Raw genomic sequence first — 17429 nt, 5'->3', positions numbered from 1 at the left:
GGTACGGCCCTGTTTTTTTTCTAACTGCTGCCAGACCAAAGAGCAGATTGCATGCCAGAAAATTTTCTGGTGCGTCGCTTACGGGTGTTACCGGGGGCTACGCAGCGTTCGCCTGGAGACTGTCCAGAAGGGGTGTTTTGACAGGGTGAAAAAGCGCTGTCCCGGGGCAGGGCAAGTTGCCACCACACCATGCCGAACAAGGCTTTGATCTGAATCAAGAAGCCTGGAATCAGCCGAAAAAATCCCCCGATAAAAATCAAAAAAACACCTGTTTTTAAGGTGTTTTGCATGGCCATATTTTCACCGAATTATTTTTTTGAGCGTCGGTTTTTGACTTGGGTCATTGCTCGAAATTTTTGGACATATTTGCCCGTTCCTGATCGGCTTATGCGTCGTAAATTAATGATTAATAACGATTAAATGCATTTTTTGCGATGGTTTTGTATTTTTTGCAGGTGTTACCAAATTGCACGCAGCTGGTGCGCGGCGAGAAAATTTGCACCGAAAATACACACTATTTTATTCGGTAAAATTCAATTGACATTTCACGTAAATATTACGATTTTAGATTTAAGCGATTGCAGCGCCTTCTTGCCGAGGGCGTCCGTTCTGATGACACATAACGAGCAGGTAAAGAGCATGTCGATTGTTGTCGAGGATTTAGCCTTAGGTGGGAGCGGCCCTTCGGTCATGGTGAAAGACACCATCGACATTGCCGGCTATTCGACCCGCGCTTCCAGCCAGGCACTGGCCGATGCACCCGCCGCCCGCGAACATGCCCAAGTGGTTCAGGCGGTCCTGGATGCAGGCTGCCGGATCACCGGTAAAACCAGCCTGCACGAACTGGCCTTCGGCACCACTGGCCTGAACGCCTGGACCGGGACTGCGGCCAATCCGCGTTATCCGGGTTACATCCCGGGTGGCTCGTCCAGTGGTTCAGCAGCAGCGGTCGCAGCGGGTCTTTGCGACTTCGCGCTGGGCACCGATACCGGCGGTTCGGTGCGCATTCCTGCAGCGTGCTGTGGCGTGTTCGGCCTCAAGCCAACCTTCGGCCGGGTCAGTCGCCAGGGTGTCATGCCAGCGCGCAGCACCCTCGATTGTGTAGGTCCGCTGGCGCGGGACATGGACAGCCTGATTGCTGCCATGCACGTTATTGATCCGAGTTTCAACGTGGCCGCTGTCCCGGAAAACCTCTGCATTGGTGTGGTCGCAGTGCCCGCCGACGAGCAGGTTCAGGCGGTGGTGAGCCAGGCGCTGGAGCGTTCGCGGTTCACGCTGACCGAACAATCATTACCTGGCATGTCGGCGGCTTACGGCGCCGGTATGGCGGTGATCAACGCCGAAACCTGGGCTGCGTGCGGCCATCTGCTGGAAACCGGTCGGGTTGGCCAGGACGTTGCTGACCGCCTGCGCGCCGCCAGCCTCACCTCTGCCGAGTCAGTTACCGAAGCTGAACTCGTGCGACGTGCGTTCACCGCCGAGGTGGACGCCGCCCTGGCCATCACGCCGATCCTGGCGCTGCCGACCATGCCCGATTTTCCCTTGCTGGTCGCCGACGCGGCCGACACTCGTGCGGCCCTGGGGATGACCTCCCTGGTGCGCGCTTTCAACCTTTCCGGTCACCCGGCTCTGAGCATTCCCCTGGAAAGCGCTTCGGGACTTCCGGTAGGCCTTCAACTGATTGCCGCCCATGGCGCGGACGAACTGCTCTGTGCAGTCGGCCGCGAGCTGGTCCGGCGCCTGGAAGAGTAATCGACATGCTGACTATGGAGAAAACCATGACTGCGCCAAGCGAGCTGGATCAACAGCGCCGCGCGCCGATCACGGCGAATGAAGCGTTTCAGAAGCTGCTGGTCGAGATTCGCGAGCGGGCCCGGAGCGAAGAGTTCGACCAACAGAAGTTCATCTCGCAGGATGTGATCGAGCAGTTCCGGACCCTCGGCGTGTATCGCGCCCTGGTGCCCAAGCGCTTTGGCGGCGACGAACATTCGCCGGCCGAGTTTTGCCAGATGGTCGAGGACATCTCCATTGCCGACGGGTCGGCGGGTTGGGTGGCCAGCTTCGGCATGAGCCCCGTCTACCTGTCGGCATTGCCGCTGGAAACCATCAAGAAAATCTATGCCGACTCACCTGACGTGGTGTTCGCCGGCGGGATCTTCCCACCACAGCCCGCGTCCTTTGTCGAAGGTGGCCTGGAGGTCAACGGGCGCTGGAAATTTTCCAGCGGCTGCATGGGTGCTTCACTGATCGGCGTGGGCATCAGCCCGAAAAACGGCGACATGCTCGGCCTGCCACGCCTGGCGGTCATGCCCCGGGAAAAAGTGCGAATCGAGGAAACCTGGAACGTGGTTGGCCTGGTAGGCACCGGCAGCCATGACGTGGTCGTCGAAGGTGTAGTGGTACCTGAGGAGTGGACCTTCGTGCGCGGCGGCCCATCGAATCTGGATGAGCCGTTCTTCCGTTATCCGTCGCTGTCTTTTGCCACCCAGGTGCTGTCGGTGGTTGGCCTGGGCGTTGCGCGGGCCGCACTCGACGAGTTGAGCGGCATGGCCAGCGGGCGGATCTCCGTGACCGGTGCGCCGTCGTTGTCTGACCGGCCACTGGCCCAGGTCGAGATGGCCAAGGCTGAAGCGTCGCTGCGCGCCGCACGTTCGTGGTTCTACCAGGCCATCGACGATGCCTGGGCCAGCGTCCTGGCCGGCGACCCGGTGAGTGTCGAGCAGACCAACATGCTGCGCCTGTCATCGACCCACGCCACGCGTATTGCCGCCGAAGTCGCACGCACCGCGCAGATGCTCTCGGGCATGAGCGGCGTGTACCGCACCAGTCCGCTGTCGCGCTTCGTCAACGATACCCAAGTCATTACCCAGCACGCCTTCATGGGCGATATGACCTACCAGAACGCCGGCGCGATCTTCTTCGGCAACAAGCCGTTGCCTGGCTACCTGTAATTTTTTCCTACTGAATGGTGAACCCCATGACCGATAAAAAAGCCCTGCGAGTGTTGTTCTGCATCGGCATCAACCAGAACTTCTTCGATGCCCCGCGTCCCGAGGCTCTCGAAGTCTGGGCCGCGTTCGGCGCCATGTGGAACGGCATCGCCGACCTGCCGGGCGTCACTGTGCTGGGCAACATGGACGACGATCAGAGCATGGTCGGGCCATCGGCCGGCTGGCCCTGGACCACGTACCTGCTGGCCGATGTCCCTGACATCGAAACCGTCCACGCCGCGTGCAACCTGTTTCGCACCACCGACGTCGGCAACGGCCCGTACAAACTCTGGAAGTACTGCAAGGTCGAGGCCCGTACCGGTCGCGAACTGATCATCCAGCGCTGAGTCGAGAGGTCGCCATGTCATCACACGCGCATTTGCCCACCCTCGAGCAGCGGCTCGACCAGCTGGAAAGCGAGAACGCGATCCGTGCCTGCATGAACCGCTACATGGTTCTGTGCGATGAGCTGGGCGTGCACTCGCCGCTCGACGAGCTGGCCGGCCTGTTCACCGCCGAGGCGATCTGGGAAGGCAAGGGTGCCCGGTACCAGAACAGCTTCGGCGGTTACCGCGGACGTGAGGCCATCAAGGCCATGTTCGCCACCTACATGGTCGAGCCGGCGCACTTTGCGCTGAACGTGCACTTCCTGACTTCGGAACTGATCCGGGTTCGCGGTGATGACGCCGATGCCAGCTGGGTGATGTTGCAGACCTCGACCTTTGCCTCGGGTGCCTCGCACCTCAACAGTGCCCGCCTGACAGTCAGGTTCGCCCGGGAACAAGGGCAGTGGCGCATGGCGCACTTCCAGACCGAGAACCTGTTCAGCCGCCCGGTGGACAGCTGGAACAGTGCCGAGCACCTGCCTGTACCCGGCAAGCCCGGCCAGTTCTCCAGCACTACCCGGAATTCTTAGAGTCGGCGAGCCAGCCGACGAGGAGTGATCGTGAATAACCTGATAACCGCCGTGAACCTGGACGCCAGCCCGTCCGACCTGGTCTTGCCTGATCGCGTGCACACCTCGCTGTACACCGACGGCAAGATCTTCGATCAAGAGCTGGACAAGATTTTCTACAGCACCTGGATCTGGGTCGCTCACGCCAGTGAGATTCCCGAGTCCGGCAGCTACAAGAGCACCTACATCGGCAAGCAGCCGGTAATCGTCGTGCGTGATCGCAAAAAAGACGTGCATGTGTTGCTCAACCGCTGCCGCCACCGTGGCGCCACGGTATGCGAACACAAAAAGGGCAAGGCCAACAGCTTCGTTTGCCCTTACCACGGCTGGAGCTACGCCCTGGATGGCAGCCTGCGCGGCGTACCGCATCCGGAAAGCTACGGCGACTGCCTGGACAAGGCCGAACTGCCGTTGGTCAGCCTGCGGGTCGAGCAATACAACGGCATGATCTTCGCCACCTTCAAGGATGACATCGAGCCCCTGGTCGACTTCCTCGGCCCGGCGAAAAAATGGATCGACCTGTTCATGAAGCAGGGCGCCGGCTACCCGGTCAAGGTGGGTGGCGAGCATCGCTTCCGCTTCCCCGGCAACTGGAAGATCCAGCTGGAAAACACCACCGATGCCTACCACTTCCCGCTGGTGCACAAGTCGTTCCTGTCGTCGGTGGATGAGCAGACCCTGGAGCTGTTCGACTTTGTCAAAGGCCCGGGCTACGTCGAAGACCTGGGTAACGGCCACAGCGTGATGGTGATGATTCCCGACCTGGTCGACCTGGAAGCCAACCTCGACCTGCCGATCCCTGAGCGTTTTGAAGACCTGGCCGCGCAGTTGCGCGACGAAGGCCAGGACGAAGCATCGGTGCGTCGCATCGTGCGGGCGGTGGGCGGGTCGGGCTTCAACCTCAACCTGTTCCCCAACATCGCCTGCTCCATGGCGTTCTTCCGGGTGTTGCAGCCGATCGCGGTGGACGAGACCGAAATCCATCACGCCGTGATCACCATGGATGGCGGCCCAGCCGTGGCTAACCGTTATCGCCTGCGTTTGCATGAGCACTTCCAGGGCCCGATGGGCTTTGGTACCCCGGACGATTCCGAAGCCTGGGAACGCGTACAGCGTGGCGCCAGTGCCGGCACCGACCTGTGGATCATGCTCAACCGCGGCTTGCCGGGCGAAACCCAATCCGAAGACGGGCTGGTAAGCGATGTGAGCGCCGAGACCGGCATGCGCGCTGGCTACCAGCAGTGGAAAAAGATGATGTCGGCCTGAGTCGACGGAGAACACCATGATCAATCTGCAATTGCTCAATCAGGTCAGCGCTTTCATCTGGCAGGAAGCGGACATGCTCGACCACGGCGACTTCGTCGAATGGCTCGACCTTTGGACCGAGACCGCCACCTACATTATCCCGATCGATCCGCTGGAGACCGACTTCGAGAACACCCTGAACTACGCCTACGACGATCACCACATGCGTCAGTTGCGCGTGACCCGGCTGACCAGCGGCGAGTCGATTTCGACCACCCCGCGGGCGCGCACCGTGCGCAGTCAGTCGCGTTTTCGGGTGCTATCGGATGAGGACGGGGTAGTCACCGTACGCTGTGCGCAGAACCTGCGCGAATTTCGCAAGGACGTGCTCAAGCAGTACACCGCCGATGTCACGTTTCAACTGGTGCGCAACGGCGACAGTTTCAAGATCCAGCGCAAGCTGATCCAGCTGATCAACTCCACCGATACCCTCGCCGGTATCGGCTACATCCTTTGAGGACGTTGCCATGACACAGGTTGCATTGGTCACCGGCGCGGCCCAGGGCCTGGGCAAGAGCATCGCCGAACAGCTGCTGGCCGCTGGTTACCGGGTGGTGATCAGCGACCGTTCGCTGGAGTCGGCACAGGCCACCGCCACGGAGATGGACGCTTCGGGCGAGCGGGTCCTGGCGCTCAAGCTCGATGTATCGAGCAAGGCTGATTTCGAGCAAGCGCTGGCGGCAGTGATTGCACATTGGGGTGTATTGCACGTGGCGGTGAACAACGCCGCGGTCACCATGACCACCCCGGTGATGCAGATCAGCCCGGAAGAATTCGACCATGTCGTGAGCGTCAATCTGCGCGGCACCTTCGTCGGTTGCCAAGTGTTCGGCAGTTATCTGGCGGCACAGGGTTACGGGCGAATCATCAACATGGCCTCCCTGGCCGGGCAGAACGGCGGTACGGCAACGGGAGCCCATTACGCCGCGTCCAAGGGCGCAATCATTACCCTGACGAAAATTTTCGCCAAGGAACTGGCAGCGTCCGGGGTCACGGTCAACGCCGTGGCTCCGGGGCCCATCGAGTCGCCTGCGGTGCGTGCCGCCGTGCCACCCGAGCGCCTGGAAAAACTGATCGAGGCGATCCCGGTCCGGCAGTTGGGCAACGCCGCGTTTCTCGGCAAGCTGATCGTGCAACTGGCCAGCGCAGACGCCTGCTTCACCACCGGGGCCACCTGGGACGTGAACGGCGGGATCTTCATGCGCTGAGACACCGCTGCATGTGTTGAATCATTGGCGGGGCCGCGCACAAGCGTCCCCCTGACAACAAATTCGGATGGTCCTGTATGAGCGATCAATTGTTGAAAGTCGTCGTGCGCAAGCGCGAAGAGCAGGGCGAAGGTGTGGTGGTACTGGACCTGAGTGATCCGGCCGGCCAGCCTTTACCCGCCTTCGAGGCGGGCGCGCATGTCGATATCCACCTCAAGACCGGCCTGGTTCGCCAGTATTCGCTGTGTGGCGACCCGGCCAATGCCGGCGCCTATCGCCTGGGCGTGCTCAAGGACCCGGCCTCTCGTGGCGGTTCAGTGGCCGTGCATGAGTTGCTGCAGGAAGGTCGCGAGATCGAGATCAGCTTGCCGCGCAATCACTTCCCGCTGGCTAGCGATGCCAAACGCTCGATCCTGATTGGCGGGGGTATCGGCATTACTCCGATGGTCGCTATGGCCTACGCGTTGAATGCCCGTGACAGTGATTTCGAGCTGCACTACTGCGGCCGCTCCCGCAGCCGCAGCGCGTTTCTCGAAGAGCTGGGCAACGCCACGTTCGCCGCCCGTCTGCACACGCATTTCGACGACGAAGCCGCCGAGCAGAAGCTGGACCTGGCCCGCGTGCTGGGCACCCCGCAAGCCGGTGTCCATGTGTATGTGTGCGGCCCGGCCGGGTTCATGGACTGGGTCATCGCCCAGGCCCTTGAAGCGGGTTACGCCGACGATCACGTGCACCGCGAGTACTTCCAGGTGGAAGTCGATGCCTCCGGTGCCGGTTTTGAGGTGGTGGCGCAGCGCAGCGGCAAGACGGTCCAGGTCGCCGAAGGCCAGAGCATTGTCGATGCCCTGACCGCCGTGGGCATCAAGATTGAAGTGTCCTGTGAACAAGGCGTTTGCGGCACCTGTTTGTGCGACGTCATCGAAGGCGAACCGGATCACCGCGACGTCTACCTCACGGATGACGAAAAGTCCGCCAATGACCAGATTCTGGTGTGCTGTTCCCGGGCCAAATCCAAGAAGCTGGTACTGGATATCTGATAGACCGGAGGGTAAGACCATGGTCGATACAACTGGATTTCGTAACTCAATGGCAATGCTTGGTGGCGCGGTTTCGGTCATCACCACCGATGGTCCTGCAGGTCGTTTCGGCTTCACCGCTTCGGCCGTGTGCAGCGTCACCGATCAGCCACCGACGTTGCTGGTGTGCATGAATCGCTCGTCGTTTTCCAACGTGCATTTCAAGAGCAACGGTGTGCTCAGTGTGAACGTGCTGACCGCGGGTCACCAGGAAGTATCGGGGGCGTTTTCCAATCGCCACCTCGACACCGACCAGCGATTTGCCTGCGCCTCCTGGAGCACTCTGGAAAGCGGTGCGCCGCTGCTTGATGAGGCACTGGTGAGTTTCGACTGCCGGATCGCCCAGGCCCATGAAGTCGGGTCGCACACCATTTTTTATTGTGAGGTGCTGGGTATCCGCAACGGTGAAAGCCAGGAGGGCCTGGTGTATTTCAATCGTGCCTACCACCGCTTGGGAGATGCCTCCAAGGCTAACTGTTGAGTCATTTGAATCTCGATAAATTTTCCAGTTTCGTTGAGTGTTGAAAATAATTATAAGCGGTTGGCGCTATTTCGGCGGATGACTGTGCTACGACTTTTTTGCAGTAAGTGGTTATAAAAACAATACTGCGGATTGACTGCCAAAGTTGCACTTTGCTGAATTGATCTGCTTCCACTAGCCGTGCCTTTGTGCATGTAAAAAAGAAGGAAAGTTTGATGTTTCAGAAGAGCTGGATAAACCGTGGCCTCTCCACCGCGGCCGTGATGGGGGTCTTCACACCGTTGCTTGCCCACGCCGACTTTGTAGATGACAGTCAGGTCAGCCTGGGTATGCGCAATTTCTACATCGACCGCGATTTCAAACAGCCCGATGCACCGCAATCACGCGTCGGCAGCTGGACCCAAGGCTTCGATTTTCGTGCGATCTCGGGTTATACCGAGGGCACGCTGCAGTTCGGCCTGGACCTCTCGGCCCAGTATGCCTATCGCCTGGATGGCGGCGGCGGGCGTGGCCCGGACACGATCATTCCCTACGACGCCAGTAAAGGCGAGCAGGTCCGCGACTATGGTCGTGCGGCGTTGACCGGCAAGGTTCGCTACAACAAGACCGAGTTGAAAGTGGGCGAGCTTCGACCGACCCTGCCGGTGGCCTACATGGATGATTCCCGGCAGTTGATCACCACCTATCACGGCGTGCAGCTCGAATCCAGGGAAGTGGACAACCTCACGCTGACCGGTGGGCGATTTACCGAAATCAGTTCCCGGGAGTCTTCCAACCGAGAGAAGATGTACCTGTTTAATGGCCCCAACGTTAAACGGCGCAGTGACGGTCTGAATTTTGGCGGTGCCACTTATGCGTTCACCCCGAACTTGTCCGGTACTTACTTCTTTGGGCAGCTGGAAGATATCTATAAACAGCATTACCTGGGGTTGACCTATAACCATGACCTGGGCGCCGGTTATGGCTTGAAGACCGACCTTCGTTACTTCAATAACAGTGAAGACGGCAAGGCGCTGTACGGTGATATCGACAACAAATCCTACGGTATCATGACCACCCTGAAAAAGGGCGCCCATGCCTTTGGCGTCGGTTATCAGCGCATGCTCGGCGAGTCGACGTTCCCGACGCTCAATGGCTATGCGCCGCAACCCTACCTGGTGAACTGGTCGACCGTGGCCTTCGTCAAGCCTAACGAGAGCTCATGGCAGTTGCGTTATGACTACAACTTCGCGGGCATGGGGTTGCCGGGGCTGAAGTTCATGACTCGCTACATGCGCGGCACTGGAGTCGACCGTGGTAGCAATGCCCTGGACCAGAACGTCGAAAGCGAACGCAACATCGTGCTCGGTTATGTGGTGCAAAGCGGCGCGCTCAAGGACGTGGGTTTTGAATGGCGTCGCATCGACGTCAAGACCCGCTATGGCAATGGCAATGCGTCAGGTCCGGACTATCAGGAAAACCGCCTGATCACCACGTACACCTGGAAGTTCTGAGGTCCGGGAGCGTTGTTTTCGGTTGCTTGAAATGGCTGACTCGAGTGCTCGCGCATCGGGCACTTTCAGCCCCGGTTTCCTTCGCCCGGACTGCTCCTTCCGGGCTTTTTTTTGATCTTTTTGTTGTTGTCTGAAGCACACCTCTCAAGGACTGCCTATGCGCCGTTTTTATACCGGCACGGACCTGGACCGTGTCCACAGCATTGCCGAACTGGCCCACATGGCCCAACGACGCCTGCCGTACTTCGCGTGGGAATACCTCAACGGCGGAGCCCAGGACGAGCTGACGCTGCGCGACAATCTCAGCGCCTTCAACGGCTACGGTCTGCACGCCAGAGCCATGGTGCCGTGCCATGCCCCGGACACTTCGCGGCTGTTGCTGCGCCAGGTGCTGCCCCTGCCGATGCTGATCGGGCCGACGGGTTACAACGGTCTGCTGCATCGCGATGCCGACATCCACCTGGCCAGGGCTGCAACGGCCAGGGGGCTGCCGTTCACATTGAGTACTGCGTCCAATACTTCACTCGAAGACCTGGTTGCGGCTGTACCTGGCGTCGACCTGTGGTTCCAGCTGTACGCCATGCGCGATCCCCAGGTGCAAAAGGATCTGTTGCAGCGAGCCAGCGCGGTTGGTTGCCGGACGCTGGTGTTGACCTGCGATGCGATGGTGCTGGGCAATCGCGAATGGGACCGGCGCAGTTTTGCCAGGCCGCGACAGCTGTCGTGGCGCAACAAATTCGATGTGATTCGCCACCCGCGCTGGCTCAAGCAGACTCTGTGGCCGTCGGGGATGCCGGGCATGGGCAACCTTGAACCTTATCTGCCAGCGAGCGAGCGTAATGCCTTGGGGTCGATGGCGTTTATCGGCAAGCAGATGGATACCTTGCTCGACTGGGACATGTTGGCGCGCCTGCGCGAACAGTGGAACGGCCGGCTTTTGCTCAAGGGTGTATTGCACCCGGCGGATGTCGAGCATGCCATCGCGCTGGGGCTCGATGGCGTGGTGGTTTCCAACCACGGTGGTCGCCAACTGGACGGCGCCCTGAGCAGCCTCGACGCCCTGGCGGCCATTGCACCGCAGGCAAGAGGCAGGCTCAGCCTGCTGCTCGACGGCGGAATTCGCCGTGGCAGCGATATCGTCAAGGCACTGGCCCTGGGGGTCGATGCGGTCATGCTTGGCCGCTCCACCCTCTACGGCGTTGCGGTCGCAGGCGAATCCGGCGTTGGCCGAGCCCTGGATCTGTTGAGCGAAGAACTGGTGCGGACCATGAACCTGATGGGCTGCACCCACCTCAACCATCTGGACCGCGACAGCCTGTTCCCGCGGCATGTGCAACGACCCGCATCCTGAGCCAGTCGAAACTTGTGGGGGGCCTAATGCTTTGCACAATCGGAACCAGGCTTGCGCGTTTCGGCCAGTGAACGCGCGGACCCGTTGCTAGGATCGAGGCTCTTCTACAGGAGTGTATCCATGAATATCAGTGTTATCGGCGGTGGTCACGGTTGCTATGCGGCAGCCATAGAGTTGGCGGAAAAAGGCCATTCGGTACGTCTGTGGCGCCGCGACAGCGCCGCGCTGGAAACCTTGCAAGGCCTGGGTCATCTGCGGGTGCGCGACTTTCGTGGCGAGCGTAAAGTCAGCCTGGGCCAGCCCGGCGACGCCCTGACCCTGACGTGCGAGCTGGCCCACGCCGTGGTCGATGCACAGTTGTTGGTCATTGCCTTGCCCTCGACCACCCACGAGGACCTCGCCGCTGAACTCGCGCCGCTGCTGCACGACGGTCAAGTGGTGTTCCTGCCGCCGGGCACGTTCGGCAGCATGGTGTTCGCCCAGGCAATGGCGAAGGTCGGTAATCACGCCGAAGTGGCCTTTGCCGAAACCGGCACCTTGCCCTACCTGGCGCGCAAGCACGGTGATAATCAGGTCGTGATCAGCGGCTACGCGACGCGTCTGCCGACCGGAGTTTTCCCCAGCCGCCTGAGCGAGTCTGCATTCGCCGTATTGCGCGAAGCCTACCCCAGCGTCGAGCCGATAGAGGACGCCCTGAGCGGTGCATTGATGAACGCCGGGCCGATCATTCATCCGCCATTGATCCTGATGAACGCCGGCCCCCTCGAACATTTCGCCACTTGGGACATTCACAACGAAGGTACCGTCCCTTCGATCCGCCGCGTGACCAATGCCCTCGACGCCGAACGCATCGCCGTGCGTGAGGCGCTGGGCTATGGCGCACCGCATTTCCCGCTGGCCGATCACTACGCCACCGATGGCGATGAGTGGATGTATGGTCGCGGCGCTCACGGCAAACTCACCGACAGCGGCGACTGGCGCGAAGACATCGACCTGCAACAGCACCGCTACATGCTCGAAGACACGCGCCTGGGCCTGTCGTTCCTGGTGTCGGTAGGACGTTGGGCCGGCGTGCCGACCCCGGTGGCCCAGGGCCTGCTGAGTGTGGCCACGGTGGTGAGCGGCATCGACCTGTATGCCCATGGCCGAACCCTGGAAAACCTTGGCCTTGATCAACTCAGCCGCAGCCAGATGACGCAATGCCTCAGCCAGGGGTTGCCGGCATGAGCGCCGACCGGCAAGGCATCTGCGTCGTCGGTGCCGGACGCATGGGTGAGGGCATTGCCCTGGCGTTCATGTTCGCGGGGCTGCCGGTAACCGTGATCGACATCAAGCCACGGGATGCGGCGGCGCAAGCCCGCTACTTCCGCGAGGTCGAAGAGCATCTGCGTGGCGAACTGGCCACCCTGGTACGCCTCGGCTCCCTGGATGCTGCACAGGCCGAGCACGCAATGAGCCATGTGCACCTGTGCGACCGCGATGGCAGTGGCGCCTGTCTGCAAGACGCCGCAGTGGTATTCGAGGCCGTGCCAGAGGTGCTCGAACTCAAGACCCGGACCTTCGCCTGGTTGAGCGAGGCATGCGCCGCTGACACCGTGATCGCATCCACCACTTCAACCTTCCTGGTCACGCAACTCGCGGCACTGGTCACCCATCCGCAGCGCTTCGTCAACGCCCACTGGCTGAACCCGGCATTCCTGATGCCGCTGGTGGAAGTCAGCCGCAGCGCAGCCACCTGTCCCCAGGTACTGCAGCGCTTGATGGCCTTGCTCAAGCGCATCGGCAAAGTCCCGGTGCAATGCTCCCCGGCAGCGGGCTATATCGTCCCGAGAATCCAGGCGCTGGCGATGAACGAAGCGGCGCGCATGGTCGAGGAGGGCGTGGCCAGCGCCGAGGACATCGACACGGCGATTCGCGTCGGTTTCGGCTTGCGGTTCTCGGTACTGGGGATGCTTGAATTCATCGATTGGGGCGGCGGCGACATCCTGTTCTATGCCTCCAACTACCTGGCGCAAGCCATCGATCCGCGCTTCCTGCCGCCTCAGGTCATCGCCGACAACATGGCGCAGGGGCGCAACGGGCTGCGCGAAGGGCAGGGGTTTTATGATTACCAGGACGTAGACCTGGAAGCCTACAAACTGCAGCGGCTGGGTGAGTTCACTCGCAAGCTTGAGTTGATGGGATTGTCGCCGGTGTTCAATGGCGCGGTGGTCTCCTGATTGCGACAGCTTCACGCCCTGATTTTACCCGACCGACGCGCCACACCGGCGGCGTCGGTTTTTTTGTCGTGGATGAAGCCCATCCATCTACCTGTCTGGTCTTGAATCGAGGTTGTCATGAAGCTGTACGAATTGATCACGTTCACCGTGCGCGTGCGCACCGTTGCCACGGCCATGGAGTGTCTGGAGCAGCACCTGGGCAGCGCTGATCCCGGAGTGCGATTGATGGGGTGCTGGGCTTCGGAGATCGGTCCGCTCAATCAGATAGCACTGCTGCGCGGTTACCCCGACGAGGCCTCGCGCCAGGCGGAGCGTGAACGGTATCTGGCGAGCGCCGATGCGTTTGGCGTGGAGGCGTACCTGCTGAACATGCGCGTGGAAAACTACAGCCTGTTTCCCTTTATCGAGCCACTGCCGGCCGGACGCCACGGGCCCTTCTACGAACTGCGCATGTACGACCTGGTGCCGTCGGGCCTGGCACCCACGCTCGAAGGCTGGAAAAAAGCCGTGGAGCCCAGGACTGCCGAGCAGTACTCACCGGTGTATGCCGCTTTTTATGCCACCGACGGTCTATTGCCCCGTTACCTGCACATCTGGCCCTATGCCTCGCTCGAACAACGCCTGGACGTGCGCACCCGCGCCGTAAAGGACGGCGTATGGCCCCCGGAAAACTCGGGGCCACAGCTGCTCGATATGCACTCGACCATCTACCTGCCGGCGAGTTTTTCGCCGCTGCAATGACCACCGGCAAGCCAGACTCTTGTAGGCGCGAGCTTGCTCGCGATGAACTGGAGGGCGCCGCGTTTATGCTTGATGCACGCGTTATCGTTAACGACCATCGCGAGCAAGCTCGCTCCTACAGTTGAAGGTGTTATCCCGAACGTGCGTGATATCGTTAACGACCATCGTCGGAACGCCGCCCGGAGCAAGCTTCGTTCCCACAGGTTTCGCCTTCGGCCTTTGGTCCTTTCAAACCCCCAGGTAACGCCGGGATAACTCCGGCGTGTCAGCCAATTGTCCCGGCGTCCCGCTCCACACCTGACGGCCCTTTTCGATAATGTGATGGCAGTCGACCACTCGCGCCATTTCCTTGAGGTTCTTGTCGATCACCAGAATCGTCTCCCCCTCGGCCTTCAAGCTCGCCAGGCAGCTCCAGATGGTTTCGCGAATGATCGGCGCCAGGCCTTCGGTGGCCTCGTCGAGAATCAGCAGTTGCGGATTGGTCAGCAAGGCGCGGGCGACCACCATCATCTGCTGCTCGCCACCCGAAAGCGTCTTCGATAATTGATCCTGGCGCTCCTGCAGGCGCGGAAACAGCGCGTAGACCCGTGCCAGGTCCCATTTGCCGCGGGTTGCGGTGGCCAGGAGGTTTTCCCGTACGCTCAGGCTGCCAAACCCGCGCCGGCCTTCCGGCACCAGGCCCAAGCCAGCCTGGGCGATGCGATAGGGTGGTGCGCCGCGCATTTCCCGACCGTGAATCAGGATGCTCCCGGCGGTCGGTTTGAGCAGGCCCATGATCGACTTGACCGTGGTGGTCTTGCCCATGCCGTTGCGCCCGATCAGCGACACCACCTGGCCCTGTTCGATTTTCAGGTGCATATCGAACAGCACCTGGCTCAGGCCATAGCCTGCCTGCAATCCACTGACTTCAAGCATGTTCTTCTCCCAGGTAGGCGGCGCGTACTTGCGGGTCGTTGCGAACCTGCTCGACGCTGCCGGTCAGGATGGTCTGGCCGTAGACCAACACGGTAATGCGGTCAGCCAGGGCGAATACGGCGTCCATGTCGTGCTCGACCAGCAGGATCGCGTAGCGCCCCTTTAGCTCGAGCAGCAGCTGCGTCATGCGCGCCGATTCCTCAGCCCCCATGCCTGCCATGGGCTCATCGAGCAACAACACCGAAGCTTCCTGGGCCAGGGCCAGGGCGATTTCCAGTTGTCGCCGTTCGCCGTGGGACAACTCGCTGACCAGTGCCTGGCCGCGTGAAGCGAGACCGACACGTTGCAGGTAGTCGTTCGCCGGTTCCAGCAGTCGTTTATCGCTACCCAGCGGCTGCCACATGCCAAATGTCTGGCCATCGCGGGCAGCAATTGCCACGGCAACGTTTTCCAGCAGGGTGAACTCCGGATAAAGCTGGCTGACCTGAAAGGCTCGCGCCAGCCCCAGGCGAGGGCGCTGGTGGGCAGGCACGGCGGTGATGTCCTGGCCGTTGAGGAAGATCCTTCCCTTGTCCGGGCGGATTTCCCCGGCGATCTGCGAAATCAGCGTGGATTTTCCCGCACCGTTCGGCCCGATGATGGCGTGCAGTTCACCAGGGGCGATATCGAAACTCGCACCGTTGGTGGCCTTGACCGCACCAAAGGATTTTTCCAGGTCCTGGATCGACAGTAGCGGGTTCATGGGCGCACCTCGCTATTGACGATGGCGGGCGTAGCGGGTGATTTGCGCCAACGGGGGAGCGGGCTGAGGAGTAAGCCGTAGAGGCCTTTTTTACCAAACAGCACGACCACCAGCAGCAAGGGGCCGAAGATCAGCAGCCAGTGTTCGGTCCACAGGCTCAATACCTGCTCCAGACCTAGGTACACCGCAGCGCCAAGCACCGGCCCGAGCAAGGTACCGACACCGCCAAGAATAACCATCGCCATCAATTCGCCGGACTTGTGCCAGCCACCCATGTCCGGGCTTACGAACATCGCGTAGTTGGCCCACAGAATACCGGCCAGGCCACCACCGACTCCGGCGATGACGAATGCCGTCAATCGATAGCGCAGCGGGTGCAGGCCCAGGCTGATGCTGCGTCGCTCGCTTTGCTTGAGCCCTCTGAGCACGTAACCGAACCGCGAGCGCACCAGTCGCCGGCAGAACAGCAGCCAGGCTACCAGCAGCGCCAGGCACAGGTAGTAGAACTGCACCGGGTTATCCAGATCCAGGCCCGGCAGGGTATTGCGTTCGCTGAGCAGGATGCCGTCATCGCCGCCATACAGCGACAGCGAGCCGAGGACGAAATACAGCATCTGGCCGAAGGCGAGGGTAATCATGATGAACTGCACGCCGCTGGTGCGCAGTGACAGATAACCCACCACCAAGGCAAACAGCGCGCAGACCAGCAGTGACAACGGCCAGACGATCAGCGCGCTGCTGGAGCCTTCCCAGCCCCACAGGGGCATGGCCTGGGACGTGTGAAAGCCAATGACGCCGACCACGTAGCCACCCAGGCCGAAGAACGCCGCATGACCGAAGCTGATCATCGCACCGTAGCCGATCAGCAGGTCGAGGCTGGCCGCCGCCATGCCGTAGATCGCCAGGCGGGTGAACAGGCTGACAAGGAAAGGTTCGTGCAACAGGGAGGCGAGTAACGGCAACAGGGCGAATGTTGCCAGGCACAGCAGATCGATAAGCACTCGACGGGACATGGTGTTCTCCTCAGGCACGGGCCGGTAGCAGGCCGCGCGGACGGACCAGCAGTACGACGGCCATGACGATGTAGGCGCTGGCGGAAATCAGCCCGCCACTCAAGGTGCCGCTGACTTCGGCGGGCAGCAGTTGGTCGAGCAGTTGCGGGATATAGGCCCGCCCGAGACCGTCCACCATGCCGATCAACAAGGCCCCGGCAAGGGCACCACGCACCGAGCCGACGCCACCGACGACGATCACCACGAAGGTCGTGATCAGCACCTTCTCGCCCATGCCGATTTCCACCGACAGCAACGGTGCCGCCATGAAGCCGGCAAGGCCGCACAGCACGCAGCCAAAGACAAACACCAGGGTGTAGAGGCGCGCGATGTTCACGCCCAATGCGCCGACCATCTCGTGATCATCGGCCCCGGCGCGGATCAGCATGCCCAGGCGGGTATGGTTGATCAGCAACCACATGGCGATCGCCACCAGGGCTCCGGCCGCGATGAACAGCAGGCGACTGACCGGGTACATCAGGCCGGGCAGCACTTCGACGAAATTGCCGTACCACTCGGGAGTCGGCATCGCCGGCGGGCTGCGACCGAACAACACGGTGATCAGCTCGTTGGTGAAGAACACCACGGCCAGGGTCGCGAGCACCTGGTCGAGATGGTCGCGGTTGTAGAGCCTGCGCATGATGCTGGTTTCAATCAGCAGCCCGTACAGTGCAGAGCCGACGATCGCCGCCAGGCCGGCGAGCCAGAACGAGCCGCTGGCCGAAGCGGTACAGGCGGCGCAAAAGGCCCCGACCATGTAGAAGGCACCGTGGGCCAGGTTGATCACGCCCATGATGCCAAAGATCAGGGTCAGGCCCGATGCGAGCAAAAACAGCAGGGCGCTGTATTGCAGGCCGTTCAGTATTTGTTCGAGTAACAGCATGGGGAATCCTACGAAAAG

At 61.1% G+C, this 17429-nt stretch carries 19 protein-coding genes; 14 read left to right on the top strand and 5 right to left on the bottom strand.

The window, feature by feature from the left end:
* Positions 1 to 20: 20 nt before the first annotated feature.
* Positions 21 to 296, bottom strand: a complete 276-nt coding sequence (locus tag AAEZ05_RS17100) for a hypothetical protein (protein ID WP_350648204.1) — start codon at positions 294 to 296, stop codon at positions 21 to 23.
* Positions 297 to 639: 343 nt separating this feature from the next.
* Between AAEZ05_RS17100 and AAEZ05_RS17095 the strand changes: the two genes are divergently transcribed.
* The 14 genes from AAEZ05_RS17095 (at position 640) to AAEZ05_RS17030 (ending at position 13819) form a co-directional block, all read left to right on the top strand.
* The gene (locus AAEZ05_RS17095) at positions 640 to 1752 is read left to right on the top strand and encodes an amidase (protein WP_350648202.1); all 1113 of its coding nucleotides are present in this window, start codon (positions 640 to 642) and stop codon (positions 1750 to 1752) included.
* Between the two features lie 26 nt (positions 1753 to 1778).
* Positions 1779 to 2951, top strand: coding sequence for an acyl-CoA dehydrogenase family protein (locus AAEZ05_RS17090; RefSeq protein WP_350648200.1), 1173 nt, complete (start codon positions 1779 to 1781; stop codon positions 2949 to 2951).
* 26 nt (positions 2952 to 2977) lie between these two features.
* Positions 2978 to 3337, top strand: coding sequence for an IacB protein (locus tag AAEZ05_RS17085; protein WP_084317862.1), 360 nt, complete (start codon positions 2978 to 2980; stop codon positions 3335 to 3337).
* 14 nt (positions 3338 to 3351) lie between these two features.
* Complete coding sequence (locus tag AAEZ05_RS17080; RefSeq protein WP_350648198.1) at positions 3352 to 3906, top strand: nuclear transport factor 2 family protein; 555 nt, start codon at positions 3352 to 3354, stop codon at positions 3904 to 3906.
* Between the two features lie 30 nt (positions 3907 to 3936).
* Positions 3937 to 5211 carry an aromatic ring-hydroxylating oxygenase subunit alpha gene (locus tag AAEZ05_RS17075; RefSeq protein WP_350648196.1) on the top strand — a complete coding sequence of 425 codons (1275 nt, stop codon included), beginning with the start codon at positions 3937 to 3939 and terminating at the stop codon, positions 5209 to 5211.
* A 19-nt stretch (positions 5212 to 5230) separates the two neighbouring features.
* The gene (locus tag AAEZ05_RS17070; RefSeq protein ID WP_122838633.1) at positions 5231 to 5707 is read left to right on the top strand and encodes an aromatic-ring-hydroxylating dioxygenase subunit beta; all 477 of its coding nucleotides are present in this window, start codon (positions 5231 to 5233) and stop codon (positions 5705 to 5707) included.
* A gap of 10 nt (positions 5708 to 5717) precedes the next feature.
* Positions 5718 to 6458: an SDR family NAD(P)-dependent oxidoreductase gene (locus AAEZ05_RS17065; protein WP_350648194.1), complete on the top strand. Its 741-nt coding sequence runs from the start codon at positions 5718 to 5720 to the stop codon at positions 6456 to 6458.
* 77 nt (positions 6459 to 6535) lie between these two features.
* Entirely contained in the window at positions 6536 to 7495 is a 960-nt protein-coding gene (locus AAEZ05_RS17060; protein WP_350648192.1) for a PDR/VanB family oxidoreductase, read from the top strand.
* A gap of 19 nt (positions 7496 to 7514) precedes the next feature.
* Positions 7515 to 8015, top strand: a complete 501-nt coding sequence (locus tag AAEZ05_RS17055) for a flavin reductase (RefSeq protein WP_122838390.1) — start codon at positions 7515 to 7517, stop codon at positions 8013 to 8015.
* 215 nt (positions 8016 to 8230) lie between these two features.
* Positions 8231 to 9508, top strand: coding sequence for an OprD family porin (locus AAEZ05_RS17050; RefSeq protein WP_350648189.1), 1278 nt, complete (start codon positions 8231 to 8233; stop codon positions 9506 to 9508).
* Positions 9509 to 9665: 157 nt separating this feature from the next.
* Entirely contained in the window at positions 9666 to 10859 is a 1194-nt protein-coding gene (locus AAEZ05_RS17045; protein WP_350648187.1) for an alpha-hydroxy acid oxidase, read from the top strand.
* A 120-nt stretch (positions 10860 to 10979) separates the two neighbouring features.
* Positions 10980 to 12086, top strand: coding sequence for an NAD/NADP-dependent octopine/nopaline dehydrogenase family protein (locus AAEZ05_RS17040; protein ID WP_350648185.1), 1107 nt, complete (start codon positions 10980 to 10982; stop codon positions 12084 to 12086).
* Positions 12083 to 13078 (top strand): 3-hydroxybutyryl-CoA dehydrogenase, encoded by a 996-nt coding sequence (locus AAEZ05_RS17035; RefSeq protein ID WP_350648233.1) that lies wholly within the window; start codon positions 12083 to 12085, stop codon positions 13076 to 13078. Before AAEZ05_RS17040 ends, AAEZ05_RS17035 begins: the two co-directional genes overlap by 4 nt.
* Before the next feature lie 117 nt (positions 13079 to 13195).
* Positions 13196 to 13819 (top strand): NIPSNAP family protein, encoded by a 624-nt coding sequence (locus tag AAEZ05_RS17030; RefSeq protein WP_350648183.1) that lies wholly within the window; start codon positions 13196 to 13198, stop codon positions 13817 to 13819.
* Positions 13820 to 14047: 228 nt separating this feature from the next.
* On the opposite strand, the gene AAEZ05_RS17025 is transcribed toward AAEZ05_RS17030, so the two are convergent.
* Genes AAEZ05_RS17025 through AAEZ05_RS17010 form a run of 4 tightly spaced genes read right to left on the bottom strand, consistent with a single transcriptional unit; the run spans position 14048 to position 17411 of the window.
* A complete protein-coding gene (locus AAEZ05_RS17025; RefSeq protein WP_350648181.1) occupies positions 14048 to 14734 on the bottom strand; it encodes an ABC transporter ATP-binding protein in 687 nt (228 codons plus the stop codon).
* Complete coding sequence (locus AAEZ05_RS17020; RefSeq protein WP_350648179.1) at positions 14727 to 15476, bottom strand: ABC transporter ATP-binding protein; 750 nt, start codon at positions 15474 to 15476, stop codon at positions 14727 to 14729. The genes AAEZ05_RS17025 and AAEZ05_RS17020 overlap by 8 nt, the downstream gene beginning before the upstream one ends.
* Positions 15473 to 16489, bottom strand: coding sequence for a branched-chain amino acid ABC transporter permease (locus AAEZ05_RS17015; protein ID WP_350648177.1), 1017 nt, complete (start codon positions 16487 to 16489; stop codon positions 15473 to 15475). The genes AAEZ05_RS17020 and AAEZ05_RS17015 overlap by 4 nt, the downstream gene beginning before the upstream one ends.
* 10 nt (positions 16490 to 16499) lie before the next feature.
* On the bottom strand, positions 16500 to 17411 hold the full coding sequence (locus AAEZ05_RS17010) for a branched-chain amino acid ABC transporter permease (RefSeq protein WP_350648175.1): 912 nt from the start codon (positions 17409 to 17411) through the stop codon (positions 16500 to 16502).
* Positions 17412 to 17429: the final 18 nt, after the last annotated feature.

It is taken from the genome of Pseudomonas sp. HY13-MNA-CIBAN-0226, from assembly GCF_040310305.1.
GTDB classification, from domain to species: Bacteria; Pseudomonadota; Gammaproteobacteria; order Pseudomonadales; family Pseudomonadaceae; genus Aquipseudomonas; species Aquipseudomonas gregormendelii.
The sequence above is the reverse complement of the archived record's forward strand: the minus strand, read 5'-3'. Positions and strand labels throughout refer to the sequence as shown.